Annotated in this window: 8 protein-coding genes; 1 reads left to right on the forward strand and 7 read right to left on the reverse strand. The window is 74.6% G+C overall.

The annotated features are described in order from the left end of the window. Positions 1–142: 142 nt before the first annotated feature. Both V1J52_RS07275 and V1J52_RS07280 read right to left on the reverse strand, forming a co-directional pair. The gene (locus V1J52_RS07275; RefSeq protein WP_330138763.1) at positions 143–865 is read right to left on the reverse strand and encodes a hypothetical protein; all 723 of its coding nucleotides are present in this window, start codon (positions 863–865) and stop codon (positions 143–145) included. Positions 866–875: 10 nt separating this feature from the next. Further along, positions 876–2,123 carry an aromatic acid exporter family protein gene (locus tag V1J52_RS07280; RefSeq protein ID WP_330138764.1) on the reverse strand — a complete coding sequence of 416 codons (1,248 nt, stop codon included), beginning with the start codon at positions 2,121–2,123 and terminating at the stop codon, positions 876–878. A 502-nt stretch (positions 2,124–2,625) separates the two neighbouring features. Here V1J52_RS07280 and V1J52_RS07285 point away from each other — a divergent pair. Further along, a complete protein-coding gene (locus tag V1J52_RS07285) occupies positions 2,626–3,666 on the forward strand; it encodes an LAETG motif-containing sortase-dependent surface protein (protein ID WP_330138765.1) in 1,041 nt (346 codons plus the stop codon). 114 nt (positions 3,667–3,780) lie between these two features. On the opposite strand, the gene V1J52_RS07290 is transcribed toward V1J52_RS07285, so the two are convergent. The 5 genes from V1J52_RS07290 to V1J52_RS07310 form a co-directional block, all read right to left on the reverse strand. Beyond that, positions 3,781–5,613, reverse strand: coding sequence for a GMC family oxidoreductase N-terminal domain-containing protein (locus V1J52_RS07290; RefSeq protein ID WP_443075733.1), 1,833 nt, complete (start codon positions 5,611–5,613; stop codon positions 3,781–3,783). Between the two features lie 41 nt (positions 5,614–5,654). After that, complete coding sequence (locus V1J52_RS07295) at positions 5,655–7,253, reverse strand: succinic semialdehyde dehydrogenase (RefSeq protein WP_330138766.1); 1,599 nt, start codon at positions 7,251–7,253, stop codon at positions 5,655–5,657. Between the two features lie 124 nt (positions 7,254–7,377). Then, a complete protein-coding gene (locus V1J52_RS07300; protein ID WP_330138767.1) occupies positions 7,378–9,897 on the reverse strand; it encodes a serine/threonine kinase C-terminal domain-containing protein in 2,520 nt (839 codons plus the stop codon). Between the two features lie 257 nt (positions 9,898–10,154). Further along, on the reverse strand, positions 10,155–12,575 hold the full coding sequence (locus V1J52_RS07305) for a serine/threonine-protein kinase (protein WP_330138768.1): 2,421 nt from the start codon (positions 12,573–12,575) through the stop codon (positions 10,155–10,157). 105 nt (positions 12,576–12,680) lie between these two features. Then, positions 12,681–14,387, reverse strand: coding sequence for a glycerol-3-phosphate dehydrogenase/oxidase (locus V1J52_RS07310; protein WP_330138769.1), 1,707 nt, complete (start codon positions 14,385–14,387; stop codon positions 12,681–12,683). Positions 14,388–14,446: the final 59 nt, after the last annotated feature.

Raw genomic sequence — 14,446 nt, forward strand, 5'->3', positions numbered from 1 at the left:
ACCACGCCCGGAGCGGTGGCCGGACAGCAGGGGACAGCAGCCCGGTCACACCTCTCTGCCTTCACGGCAGGGCATCGCGCGGTCGGCCCCCGGGACGCCGGGGGCCGGTCGCGGCGGCGAACGCGCGGCGCGGACGCGGCGGCTAGCCGGTGAGGCGGCCGAGCTGCTCCGCCACCACGACGTCCGGCACCCGCCCGTGGTCCTCCTCGTCAAGCGGTTCGAGGCGGAACGCGGCCGTCACCGTCCCGACGCGCACGACGGTCAGGTACTCGGTGAAGACGGTGTCCGGGTCCTTGACGTCCCGCACCTCCAGCCGGAAGGCGACCGACTCGTCGCCCGCGTCCGGCGCCGCCGCCCCGGTCACGGCCAGGACGGGCGCGCGGGCCAGCGTCCGGTCCTCGGTGAACCCGTCCCCGCACGCGGTGCCCGCCGTCCGCAGGGCCGCGAGCACCGCTTCCGCGCCGCCCTCCGGGTACGACCGGAGCTGCACGTCCACCTTCGGCGCCATGACGCCGTCGCCCAGTTCCACCCGGCGGTTCACGGTCGCCCCCGGGTCCGTTTCAGTGGCGCCCGGCGCGAGGCTCACCAGCGGCTGGCACACGGCCCGGTCCGCCCGGTACTCCAGCTCGTCGTAGCTCGGCCCGTCCAGCGCGAACGCGCTGACGGCGAACCCGCCGACCCGCGTCCCCGCTTCGAACGCCGCCGCCTCCAGCTCCTCCCGCCCGACCGCGGCCTCCGCCGCCGCGGCGGCGGGCGCGGTGGGCTCCGGGGAGGGGCGTGGCCCCGCCCTGCCGTCCGCCTGCCCGCCGCCGCACGCGACGAGCAGCCCCAGCAACGGCACCGCCACGACCCCGGTTCTCCTCATGCGGACGACCCTAGCGACGCTGGGCGCCTCCGTCGCCGGCCGCCCGGGCCGCCCGCTCCACGTACCGCTGGAGGACGTCGGCGGTGTGCTGGAGGTCGTCCATCAGGCGGGCGGCGTCCACGAGCAGCGTCCCGTACGGCAGCGAGGGGTCCCCCAGCGGCAGGGAGGTGTGCCCCGCGAGCCGCTTCCGCACCTCCAGCGCCTCATCGGCCCGTTCGCACAGGTGACGCGCCTGTTCCGGGAGCCGGGTCTCGTCCACCTCGCCCAGCAGGTGCGCGATGCGGCCCGCCGCGTCGAGGAACGCGCCGTAGTCCCGCAGGAACGCGCGCTCCTCGCCCGTCCCGTCCTCCTCCGGCCAGTACTCCAGGCTGCGGCTGACGGAGCCGAGCTGCCGCGCCGTCCGGCCCAGCGCGTCCACCACGGCCTCGTACCCCTCGAAGGTGGTGTGGCCCCCGTGGCCGGGCAGCAGGCGGCGCGGATTGTAGTACACGCTCTCCTCGGCGACGGCCACCGCGCTGCGGGCCTGGTTCACCAGCGACTGGAGCCGCTGCGCCCGGCCGCGCCAGTGCCCGGTGCGCTCGCGGTCCAGTGCCCCCTCGTACAGCGCGGGGGCCATGTCGCCGAGCAGCGCGTCGATGTTCTGCGCGAGCGTGCGCACCCCGTGCTCGGCGCTGCGGTAGCGCATCGGCGGCAGGACGAGGAGGTTCACCAGCACCCCGACCCCGCAGCCGATGAGGACCAGCACGACGATCTGGCCCAGTTCCCGCAGTCGCTGCTCCGTGCCGACGGCGGCGACGTAGGTGGAGAAGGCGAAGAACGCCGCCGTCGCCACCTGCGTCCCCTGCGTGCCCAGGGCCCGCCACCTGCCGATGGCCAGCGCGACGACGGCGACCAGCGCGAACGTCAGCAGGTCCGGCCCGGCGAGGAAGCCGAGCGCCCCCTGCACCGCCACGCCGACCGTCACCGCGGCGACGTACCGCAGCGACTGCCACACCGACTGGTAGACGGTGACCTGCATCATCAGCACCGCCGAAAACGGCGCGAACGCCGGGGACCGGGCGCCCAGCACGTTGTAGGCCAGCACCCAGGCCGCGCAGGCCGCCAGCGCGCTCTTCCCGATGAGCAGCACGGTGTGCCGCTCGGAGGAGTCCGAGCCGACCGCCCGGCCCACCCACTGACCCGCCCGCGCGATCCGCCCCTGCGCCAGCACCTCCCGCCGCACACCGCCCACCGGCTCGACCTCCCACTGCTCGTTCACGTCCGCCGCACTTCAGGTATCCCCCGCCCGCCCGGCCATGCGTCCGCCCCGGCCCGGGGCCGTGCGGCGCGGGCCGGGCAGGGCGGGGCCGGGTACGTTCCGGGTGCCGTCCTCCGCCCTGCCGCCGCGGTGCGCGGAGCCACGCGCCCCGGCCTCGCGGGCGTGCGTGGCGGCCGTGTGGCGCGGATACCCGGCCGACCGGCGGGGGACGAACGCGGCGCGGGAAAGGTTGCACCGGTGACGGTAACGGTCGGACAACGCCCACGCTCAGTGACGCTGTGAGATAGCACACAGAGAAATCCGGTGGCCGTGGGCAACTGGGGGCGTGCGTCCGTTTTGCCCCGTGCGTGGCGTTGCGGAGGGCGGTTTTCCCTGGAGAACACGTGCTGACAGGCCGTTTATTCCGGGCTTACTGTCGCCGTGCCGAGCCAGCGCGGCACGGGCTGCGCGCCGGCACCACTGACGCTTGTTTTTGCGAACGACGACCACGAAGAGGTCATTCATGCGTATTCGCCGTGCAGTTGCGGCTGCCGCCGCCACGGCTGTCATCGCCCCCGCCGCGCTGCTCGCGGCCCCGGCCGCCTACGCGACGGAGAGCCCCGCACCGGAGGCGTCCACCGCCACGACGGAGCAGCCGGGCGACGAGGCGACGGACGAGGCCACGGAGGACCCGACCGAGGAGCCCACGGAGGAGCCGACCGAGGAGCCCACCGAGGAGCCCACGGACGAGCCCACCGAGGAGCCGACCGAGGAGCCCACTGGCGAGCCCACGGAGGAGCCGACGGACGAGCCCACCGAGGAGCCCACCGAGGAGCCCACGGACGAGCCCACCGAGGAGCCGACCGAGCCCGGCTGGTGCCTGGACGACGACGCGGACTACGAGTCCAAGCTCGTCCCCTCGATCGTCGGCCTGCCCGGCAAGATCGTCGCGGGCAGCGGCTGGCACGACTTCACGCTGCGCGTGAAGAACCCGTCGGACACCGACCTGACCGACGTCGTGCTGTACGCGGGTGTCGGGCCGAACGACGCGGAGGCGGAGAACGCCTTCGCCGCCGACCAGGTCCAGCTCCAGGTGAAGAACTCCGAGACCGGCAAGTGGGAGACGGTCACGGACGGCGAGGGCTACTCCGTCGGTTACGTGGCCGCCGGTGTTCTCGGCAGCGGGGACGCGGCCGACGTTCCGCTGCGCATCAACGCCAAGAAGAACGCGCCCGTCGGCGCCGGCCTGACCATCGGCGCCGGTGCGTACCTCGACAGCGACCTCAACTGCGTCGCCGACGGTGCCACCACCGCGGTGATCCAGATCGTCGCGCCGGGTACCGACACCGACGGCAGCAAGCCGCAGACCGGTGGCAAGTCCCCGATCCCGGCCGAGAAGCCGGAGAAGGACAAGATCGGCGGCAAGATCGAGGGCGAGCTGGCGCAGACCGGTTCGGACTCGAACCTGCCGATGTTCGCGCTGGCCGGTGCCGCGGCCGTGGCGCTCGGCGCGGGTGCCATGTTCGTCGTGCGTCGTCGCAACGGCGCCGACGCCACCGCCTGAACGCCTCGGGCGCGGTGACCGCGTGAGGCGGTGACCGGTGCGGAAGGGCCCGGCTCCGGACGGAGCCGGGCCCTTCCGCGTGGTCGGTGCGGGCCGTCGGCGGGCGGAGGGCCGTCAGGACCCCTTCGGCGGCACCGTGGGGACGGGCAGCACCGGCAGGCGCAGGGCGGCGAAGGCGTCCTCGGGCACCGCCGGTTCGCGGGGCGGGACGGCGGGGAGCCGGACGTAGGGGGCGCCCTGCTCGGGGCGGGGATCGGCCTCGCCGTTGTTCGGCCACAGCGACATGGCCCGTTCCGCCTGGGCGGTGATCGTCAGGGACGGGTTGACGCCGAGGTTCGCGGAGACGGCGGAGCCGTCGACCACCGTGATGCCGGGGTGGCCGTAGAGGCGGTGGTAGGGGTCGATGACGCCCTGTTCCGCGTCGGCGCCGATCGGGCAGCCGCCGAGGAAGTGCGCGGTCAGTGGCGTGCCCATGACCTCGCCGACGTTGGAGCCGGGGAAGCCCTTGATCTCGTCCGCCAGGAGCCGGGCGGCCTCCGCGCCCTCGGGTATGTGCACCGGGTTGGGGGCGCCGTGGCCCTGCCGGGCCGTCAGCAGGCCCTTGCCGAGTCCCTTGTCCTTGCGGTAGGTGGTCAGCGAGTTGTCCGCCGTCTGCATGACGAGGCCGATGATGACGCGTTCCGACCAGCGGTAGTTGGACAGCGAGTGCGCGAACTGCACCGGGTGGCGCAGGCAGGTCAGCGCGTGGGCGAGCAGCCTCGGCAGTTTCGAGCCGTGCCGCGCCTGGAGCGTCGTCAGGAAGCCCATGGCGTTGGACTTCCTGCCGTACCGCACCGGTTCGATGTGGGTGTACTCGTTGGGGTGGATGGACGAGGTGATGGCGACGCCGCGGGTGAAGTCGAGCGTCGCGTCCTTGCCCCACTTCTTGCGGTAGCGGCCACTGACGGTCTGCGCGCCGACCAGTGCCTCGGAGTTGGTGCGCGTCAGCTCGCCGAGGCGGGTGGAGAGGCGGGGCAGCAGGCCCTCGTCGCGCATGCGGTGCAGCAGGGTCTGGGTGCCGTAGGTCCCGGCCGCGATGACGACGCGCCGGGCGCGCAGGACGCGGGTGCGCCCGCGGCGGCGGCCGGTGGGCCGGACGGTGACCTCGAAGCCGCCGCGGCCGTCCTCCGTCACGGCGGTCACGGACGTCAGCGGGTGGACCGTCGCCCCGGCCTTCTCCGCGAGGTAGAGGTAGTTCTCGTTGAGGGTGTTCTTCGCGCCGTGGCGGCAGCCGGTCATGCACGAGCCGCATTCGGTGCACGCCTTGCGGTCGGGGCCCGCCCCGCCGAAGTAGGGGTCGGGGACGGTCTCGCCGGGCGCCGCCTTGGTGCGGCCGTCGGCGTCCTCGCCGTCGCCGAAGAAGACGCCGACGGGGGCGAAGTGGAACGTGTCCCCGACGCCCATCTTCTCGGCCGCGGCCTTGAGGTGGACGTCGGAGGGCGTCATCGTCGGGTTGAGCCGCACGCCGAGCATGCGCCGGGCCTGCTCGTAGTAGGGCTTCAGTTCGTCCTGCCAGTCGGTGATGTGCCCCCACTGGCGGTCCTGGAAGAAGGCGGGCGGCGGGACGTAGAGGGTGTTGGCGTAGTTGAGCGATCCGCCGCCCACCCCGGCGCCTGCCAGGATCATGACGTTGTTGAGCAGGTGGATGCGCTGGATGCCGAAGAGGCCGAGCGCGGGCGCCCACAGGTAGTTCCGCACGTCCCAGGACGTCTTCGGCAGCGTGTCGGGCGTGAAGCGGCGGCCCGCCTCCAGCACGCCGACGCGGTAGCCCTTCTCCGTGAGCCGCAGCGCGGAGACGGACCCGCCGAAGCCGGACCCGACGACGATGACGTCGTAGTCGTAGGCGTGGTCGTTGGCGGGCGAACCCTCGGGAACGTGCGCGGTGCGGACGGACTCGTCCTGTGTCACGGGGACCTCCGGTTGCGGAAGGGGAGCGCCTCGGCGGCCGGTCAGCGGAAGCGGAACGCCTTGAGTGCCCTCAGGGAGCGGGACATGAGGGCGGCGTACTGCTCGTCGCTCATGCCGAAGGACGGCGCCATGGGCAGCAGCCGCTGCTCGGCCACCGTCTGGGCCTCGGTGTACTTGAGGATGCCCTCGGAGCCGTGCCGCCGTCCGATGCCGGACTCCCCCATGCCGCCCATCGGCGCCTGCACGCTCCCGTAGGCGGAGGCGTACCCCTCGTTGATGTTGACGGTGCCGGTGCGCAGGCGGGCGGCGACGGCCCGCGCGGTGCGGGCGCTGCCGGACCAGACGCTGGAGTTGAGGCCGTACGGGGTGGCGTTGGCCATCGTCACCGCCTCGTCCGGGTCAAAGAAGCGGTAGACGGAGACGACGGGGCCGAACGTCTCCTCGGTGCAGACGGCCATGGGCGGCTCGACGCCGTCGAGGATGGTCGGTTCGTAGAACAGCGGCCCGATGTCGGGGCGGGCCTGGCCGCCGGCGAGCACGGTGGCGCCCTTGGCGACGGCCTCCTCCACGTGCCGCGTGACGATCCTGAGCTGGTTCTCCGAGACGAGCGAGCCCATGTCGGCGCCGTAGGCGAGTGAGGCACCCAGCCGCATGGCCCTCGTGCGGGCGACGAAGCGCTCCAGGAAGGCGTCGGCCACCGAGGCGTGCACGTACAGCCGCTCGATGGATATGCACAGCTGCCCGGCGGAGGAGAAGCAGGCGCGGACGGCTCCGGCGGCGGCCTTGTCGAGGTCGGCGTCCGGGAGCACGATCATCGGGTTCTTGCCGCCGAGTTCGAGCGAGCAGCCCACCAGCCGGGCGGCGGCGCGCTGGGCGACCTGGCGGCCGGTGGCGGAGGAACCGGTGAACGAGAGGTAGTCGCCGTGGTCGACGACGGAGGCGCCGATGACCGGGCCCTCGCCGATGACGATCTGCCACACGTCGGCGGGCAGCCCTGCCTCGATGAGCACGTCACGCGCCCACAGGGCGGTCAGCGCGGTCTCGGTGTCGGGCTTCATCAGGACGGCGTTGCCCGCGGCGAAGGCGGGCAGCGCGTCGCCCACGCTCAGCTCGAACGGGTAGTTCCAGGGCGAGATCATCCCGATGACGCCGCGCGGCTGGCGCAGCTCGCGGGTGCGGGTGAGCCCGGGGACGGCGCCCTGGCGGCGCTTGGGGGCGAGGTAGCCGGGCGCCTTGCGGCCGTAGTGCCGGGCGGCGAGGCAGACGGCGAGCACCTCCTCGTGCGCGTGGAGGCGTGCCTTGCCGGTCTCCAGCTGGATGAGGTCCAGGACCTCGGCCTGGCGGCGCAGGACGAGGTCGTGGAACCGCAGCAGGACGGCGGCCCGCTCCCGTGCCGGGCGGGCGGCCCACGCGTGGTGGGCGGCGCGGGCGCGCTCGTAGGCGGCGGTGACGTCCTCGGGCGCGGACTCCGGCAGCTCGGCCAGCCGCTCCCCGGTGAGCGGGGCGTGGCACGCCGTGCGCCCGGTGCCGGGCACGTCGCGGGTCAGCCGGGCGAGCAGGTCGGGGGTGACGACGTCGGCGGCGCGGCGGGCGCCGACGGGCGTGGCGGCGACCGCGTTCCTGTGCTGGGAGTCCGTCATAGGGGGGAGCGTAAGCCCGCACCGCCGCCTTGCGGTACCCGCCGGTAACCATATTTACATAATTGTGCCAGCGGACACTGGCGCGAATTCCCCTTCCGCTTCCGGACGCCGCTCCTTCGCCTGGTCAGCCCGTCGGGCGGTAGGTGTCCACGACCTGCGAGAAGTGCTCGTCGATCTCCGTGCGCCGGTCCTCGGGACCGCGGACCAGCACCACGTGGTACTTCGACCCGAGCAGCACCGCCCGGTTGCGGATCAGCGTCCGCTCACCGCCGGACTCCCAGACGAACTCGCCCTCCGCCATCGCTGTCTCACCGACGGTGATGCTGCGCACCCCGCTGACCGTCTTCCAGCCGGTGGCGTCCCGGTAGTCGGCCAGCTCCGGCTCACCGGCCAACTGGTACTCGCGCGGGTCGGCGCCGTACCGGCTGGTCCCGTCCCGCCCGGGGACGACGATCAGCTGGAGGCCGCCCTGGCTGAAGCGGACCTGCCCGGCGCTGCCCTGACCGCGCGCCCAGCCCTCGGGCACCGCGATGTGGAAACCGGCCGGGTCGCGGCGCGTCTCGTAGCCGTCCGGTGCCGCCGGGCCCGGCTCGCCCGACTGCGGCGTCTGGGTGCCCGGCTTCCCGGTCCGCTCCTCGTCCTGCTCCGGTTCCTGGTCCTGGTCCGGTTCCTGCCCCTGCTCCGGTTGGCCGGTCGGGGCGTCGCCGTCGGCCCGCGAGTCCGCCGGGTCCGGGTCGACGGGCGCCTCCCCGACGGAGCCCCGCCGGTTGGGGTCGGCCGGATCGGCGGGCGGCATGGCGAGCACCGCCACGACGATGGCCGTCACCAGGCCCACCAGCACCAGCCCGACCAGCATCGCGCCCAGCCGGCGCGGGCTGCCGGAGCGGTTGGACCGGGCCTTGCGGTGGCGCGTCCGGTCGGCCGGAACCGGACGCTTCTCGGCCCGCCTGCGCCGCACCAGCTCGCCGCGCCGCCGCAGGATGGGCAGCCGTCGCGGATCGGTACGCCCGGCGGTCAGCGGAGGCGCCGCGGTGACGACCCGGCGGCCCGCCTCCGGCTCGGGCGCGGAGCGGATCAGCGAACGCAGCCAGCCCGCCAGCTCCTCGAACTCCGGGCGCTCGGTCGGGTCCTGCCGCAGCAGCGACTCGATGACGGGACGCAGCGGCCCGCACTCCTCCGCGTAGGCGGGCGGTTCCGCGCACACGAGCTGCACCAGCTCGGCGGCGCTGTCCTCCGGGTAGGGGGCGTGGCCCTGCACCGCGCGGAAGAGCAGCGCCCCGATCGCCCACAGGTCGGCGGACGGACCCACCGGCGGCGCGAGCCGCCAGTTCTCGTAGACGGGCCCCGCCTGTTCGGGCGCCCAGCGCTCCGTGACCGCGCCGACGATCGTCATCCGGGCCTGCCGCGCGCGTTCCGCGGCCAGCGACGTGGCCGGGCCCCGGTAGCGTTCGCCCGACTCCGGCTCCGGCTCCGATACCACTGCTGCTTCCGCTTCCGCGTGCGGCGGCGGGACCGGCTCCGGGTCGCCCCACACGTCGGGCACGGCGCCGGGCTGGCCTTCGTCATCGTACCCGTGGGACGCGGCGCCGTACCCGTAGGCCCCCTCGTCGTAACCGGGGGCGTCGTAGCCAGGGGTGTCGTGCCCGTGCGCCTCGTGCTCGTGCACGTCGTAGCCGGGAGCGTCGTCCCGGTCCGGGCGGAACAGGTGGGCGTAGGCCGGATCGGTGCCGTGCTCGTGGACGGGGCCCGCGCGGTGCCCGCCCGCGTAGGCGTATTCCGGCGGGGGCGGCGGGAGCTGCGGCGCCCGCGCCGCAGGGCCCGGTTTGTCGCCGCCCCACGGGCCGTGCCGGGGAGCCGGTTCCCGCTCCGCACGCGCCTCCCGGTGCTCCGGTGCGCCGTCCGCGCGCGGCCCGGGCAGGGAGCGCCGTTCCTCCGCGCCCAGGGCTCCGGGCGGCACCGCGGAAGGCCCGGAGCCCGGGGCTCCGCCTTCCGCCGGACCGGCTTCCGGGGGCGCCACCGGGCCGTCGGGCGCCATCGGTTCGCCGGACGCCACCGGCCCGTCGGCCGGCAGCGGGTCGTAACCGCACAGCGCCTCCTCGGCCGCGCCCGAGGCGAGACCGGTGAGCAGGGCGCGGCCGTCGTCGCAGATCAGCACGGACCGGGCGGTGATGTTGCGGTGCGTCCAGCCGTACGTGTGCACGGCGCTGAGCGCGGCCAGCAGGTCGGCGGCGATCTCGGCGGCCCGGTGCGGCGTGAGCGGCCGGTCGGCCAGGACGGCGTCGAGCGGGCGTCCGGCGACCAGTTCGCTGACGACCCACAGCCCGTCGTCCTCCACGAAGACGTCGAAGACCTGGTCCAGGCGCGGGTGGTCGGGTATCCGCGCGGCGGCGAGCGCCGCCTCCACCGCACGGCGCACGCCCGGATCGGCGGGCTCCCGGGTGGCGCGGCCGGCCGCCCAGCCCGCGAGGCCGGAGCCGCCCAGCACCTCGGCGTCCACGACCTCCGGGAGCGGCACCTGCCGCACCACGACGTCCTGGCCGCTCGCCGTGTCGTACGCGACCGACTCCCGCAGCTCGTACTCCTCGGAGGGCGTCTGGGGCAGGCGGTACCGATCCGCCAGCAGCCGTCCCGCGAACTCGTCCACGACCCCTCCCCACAGTGTGCGGAACCGTCAGAACCGTTCTGCCCCGGCCGGATTGCGGATGCGTACGGTCTGCGGCCTATCACGATACGTGCCAACAGGGCGCCGTGGGGTACCTCGGTGCACCCCGCCTTGCGTGCGCCCGCGCACATCACCGTGCGCCGGTCGCACGCCGGTGGGGCGCCGGGCGGCCGCCACCCGGCCGACGGAGGGGGCGGCGGAGGGGCCGACGGACCGGCGGGCGGAGCGGCGGCTGACGGTCAGTCGACGGGCTGGAACGTCTCGAAGACCGTCTCGCGCAGCGTCGTGCACTCCTCACCGTCCCACTCGGCGGCCTTGCAGGTGACGACGATGGCGTGACCGCGCCCGTCGTCCACCCGGAAGCCCCGGTTGAGCGAGCGCATGCGCTCGCCGCCGCGGGTGTGCTCGAACTGCCAGTCGGCCACGGTGGGGTAGTCGCGCCACTCCACCGGCTTCATGCTGAGCTGCCGGTAGTCGGTGAAGGTGCCCCGGACGGCGTCCTCCAGCTTCTGCCAGGCGAGGAGGGCATCACTCTTGGGACTGTCGGAATAGTCCACCTGCACGGACGGGACCGAGCCGAGGTCGGCCGCGTAGAGGCCGCCGGACTTCTGACCGCGTATCTCCACGCGCGACCAGCCCTCGGGGAGGGCGACGGAGAAGTGGAAGAGGTCGTCGGAGACCGTCTCGTAGCCCGCGGGCACGCCGCCGTCCGGCTGCTCATCGCCGCCGCCGTCGCCGCCCGCGTCGTCGCCGCCCGCGCCGTCCGAGCCGTCCTGCCCGTCCCCGGCGCCGCCCTGCGCGGCGTCACCGCCGCCCGTGCCCTCGGCTCCGGCACCGCCGTCGCCGCTCTCGCCGTTCGGAGCGCCGCCGTCCTTGCCGTCCCCGTCCTTGCCGTCGCCGTCCTGCTGCCCGCCGGTGCCGCCGGACGCGGACGCGCTGTCGTCCTTGCCGCTGCCGCCCGAGACGTCGTCGCCGTTGAGCGCGAACGCCAGGATGGCACCGAGCACGCCCACGAGCAGCACGACCACGGCGGCGATGACGAACCCCGTCTGCCGGGTGTTCTGCGGCTCGCCCTCCCCGCCGTCGTCCCGCGCGTCCCCGCGCCGGCCGAGGGACAGGGACCCGAAGGCCGCGGCGGGCCGCTGGCCCGGCCCGGACGCGGCCCCGGCGGCGCCCGCCGCCGTCGCCGACGTCTGCCGCGGCGGGACGGAGGAGGCGTCCCCCGGCTTCCTCTCCGCGTCACCCGCCGGGAGCGGCATGGCGAACGTCGCCGCCCCCCGCGGTGCCAGGTCCTTCTCGTCCGGCGCGTCGAGGACGGCCTGCATGAGCACCCGGGCGCCGGCGTCGTCCAGCCGCTTGACCGGGTCCTTCACGAGCAGCCCGTAGATGACCTCCTCCAGCTCCCCCGCACGCTGCGGCGGCTCCAGCGGATCGGTCATGACGGCGGTCAGCGTGGCGATCGCCGACCCCTTGTCGTACGGGGGGTGGCCCTCGACGGCCGCGTACAGCAGGCCGCCCAGCGACCACATGTCGGCGGGCGGACCGGGGAGCTGGCCGCGGGCGCGTTCGGGCGAGATGTAGGAGGGTGCGCCGACGAGCATGCCGGTGGAGGTGACGGACGGGTCGCCCTCGACCTTGGCGATCCCGAAGTCGGTGAGGACGACGCGGCCGGTGTCCTCCTCGATGAGCACGTTGGACGGCTTGACGTCGCGGTGGACGATACCCTCGCGGTGCGCGGCCCGCAGCACGCCGAGGATCGCGAGCCCGATCTCGGCGGCCCGGCGCGGCGAGACGGGGCCGTCCTCGCGGATGGCGTCGGCGAGCGAGCGGCCCTCGACCAGCTCCATCACGATCCAGGGCCGGTCGTCCTCCTCCACGACGTCGAAGACGGTGACCGCGCTGCCGCTGCGGATGCGGGCGATCGCCTTGGCCTCGCGCAGGGTGCGGGTGATGAGGCGGCGCTTCTCCTCCTCGTCGATGTCCGAGGGGAAGCGCAGCTCCTTCACCGCGACCGTGCGGCCCAGGATCTCGTCACGGGCCCGCCACACGGTGCCCATGCCGCCACGGCCCTGGATGGCGCCGAGCCGGTACCGCCCGGCGAGCAGCCGGCCCGTCTCCCGCCCCTTGGCGGCGGCCGGTGACGCGGCGGCACCGGCCCTGGCGGCGCCGTCCTCGCCGTGCCCCTTCCCGGACGCGGTCCGGGGCGCACCGCTCTTGGGGGTGTCCGCCTTGGGGGTGTCGCCCTTGGGCGCCTCGGCCCGGGCCGCCTCGGCCCGGGGCTCGCCGCCCTTCGCGGCGTCAGCGTCAGGGCCGTCGGCCTTCGCTCGCCCGCCGTCGCTCACGTCGCCCTTCGCCGCGTCAGCCTTCGCTGCGTCAGCCTTCGCCGCGTCAGCACCAGCGGCGGAGGCGGTCTTCGCCGCGTCGCCCGCGTCGCCCTCGCCCTCCGCCGCGTCACCCTTCGCGGACCCGGCCTTCGCCGGACCGCTCCCCGCCGGGCCGCGCCGCCCCGAACCGCCCCGCGTGGGGCGGCCGGTGGCCGCGCCGTCCGCCGCGCCGCCGGACTGCGCCGGACCGGGGCTCACGGCGTCATCCCTGCCCGTACCCTTCTCGCCGTCGGTGGCGGCATCGGCATTGGCCGTCGTGTCGCCGTTCTCGCCCATGCTTCCCCTCGCGATCAGCCCGCCCAGCAGTCGCCCCATTGTCACCCATGGGCCGGGGCCGGGCGGCACAGCCCCGATCCGCGGAGGGGCGGCAGGCGGTACGCGTCAGCTTGTGACGATCTCGGGTGCGCCCAGGCGCGCGGCGTCCGCCGTGTGGTCGTCCGGCTGGAGCTGCGACTCCCGTTCGGCCTCGACCCGCTTCTCGTAGTGCGCGACCTCGCGCGCCGTCTGCTCCGCGTCCCAGCCGAGCACCCCGGCCATCAGTCCGGCGCACTCGCGGGCGCTGCGCGTGCCCCGGTCGAACGTCTCGATGGCGATGCGCGTCCTGCGGGTCAGCACGTCGTCCAGGTGCCGTGCGCCCTCGTGTGAACAGGCGTAGACGATCTCGGCCTTGAGGTAGTCGTCGGCGGCGGGCAGCGGTTCACCGAGCCGGGGGTCGGCCGCGATGATGTCCAGCACCTCGTCCGTCAGCGTTCCGTGCCGGTTCAGCAGGTGTTCGACGCGGGCCACGTGCAGGCCGGTGCGCGCGGCGACGCGGGCCCGCGCGTTCCACAGCGCGTGGTAGCCCTCCGCCCCGGCGAGCGGCACCTCCTCCGTGCAGCACTCCGCGACACGGTGGTCGAGCGCGCGCACGGCCTCGTCCACGGCGTCCTTGGCCATGACCCGGTACGTCGTGTACTTGCCGCCCGCCACGACGACGAGCCCCGGCACCGGGTGGGCCACGGTGTGCTCCCGCGAGAGCTTGCTCGTCGCGTCCGACTCCCCGGCCAGCAGCGGACGCAGCCCCGCGTACACCCCTTCGACGTCGTCCCGGGTGAGCGGCGTGGAGAGCACGGTGTTGACGTGTTCCAGGAGGTAGTCGATGTCGGCGCTGGACGCGGCCGGGTGGGCCTTGTCCAGGTTCCAGCCGGTGTCCGTCGTGCCGATGATCCAGTGCCGCCCCCAGGGGATGACGAACAGCACGCTCTTCTCCGTGCGCAGGATCAGGCCCGTCGAGGAGTTCACCCGGTCCCGGGGGACGACGAGGTGGATGCCCTTGGACGCCCGGACGTGGAACTGGCCGCGTTCGGCGATGAGCGACTGGGTGTCGTCCGTCCACACGCCGGTGGCGTTGATGACCTGACGGGCCCGCACCTCGTACTCGCCGCCGTCCTCCACGTCCCTGACGCGCGCGCCCACGACCCGTTCGCCCTCCCGCAGGAAGCCGACGACGCGGGCCCGGTTGGCGGCGTGGGCGCCGTAGGACGCGGCGGTACGCACGAGCGCCGTCACGAAGCGGGCGTCGTCCACCTGCGCGTCGTAGTACTGGAGGCCGCCCACCAGTGCGTCCTTGCGCAGGCACGGCGCGACGCGCAGCGCCTTGCGGCGGCTCAGGTGCCGGTGCAGCGGCAGTCCCCGCCCGTGCCCGGAGGAGACCGACATCGCGTCGTACAGCGCCACGCCGGAGCCCGCGTACCAGCGCTCCCACGCCCTGTGCTGGAGCGGGTAGAGGAACGGCACGGGTTTGACCAGGTGCGGTGCGAGACGGCCCAGCAGCAGCCCGCGTTCCTTCAGCGCCTCGCGCACCAGGGCGAAGTCGAGCATCTCCAGGTAGCGCAGCCCGCCGTGGATGAGCTTGCTGGAGCGGCTGGAGGTGCCCGACGACCAGTCCCGTGCCTCGACGATGCCGGTGCTCAGGCCGCGCGTCGCGGCGTCCAGCACCGTCCCGGCGCCGACGACGCCGCCGCCCACGACGAGAACGTCCAGCTCCCGTTCCGCCATCCGGGCGAGAGCCTCGGTGCGTTCGGCCGGTCCCAGTGTCGCTGTCCTCATCGCTGCCTCCCGTGGTGCCGCACCCGCGTGGGGCCTTCTCGTCGATGCTCCCCCAAGGT

The organism is Streptomyces solitudinis (assembly GCF_036323765.1).
Lineage (GTDB): Bacteria > Actinomycetota > Actinomycetes > Streptomycetales > Streptomycetaceae > Streptomyces.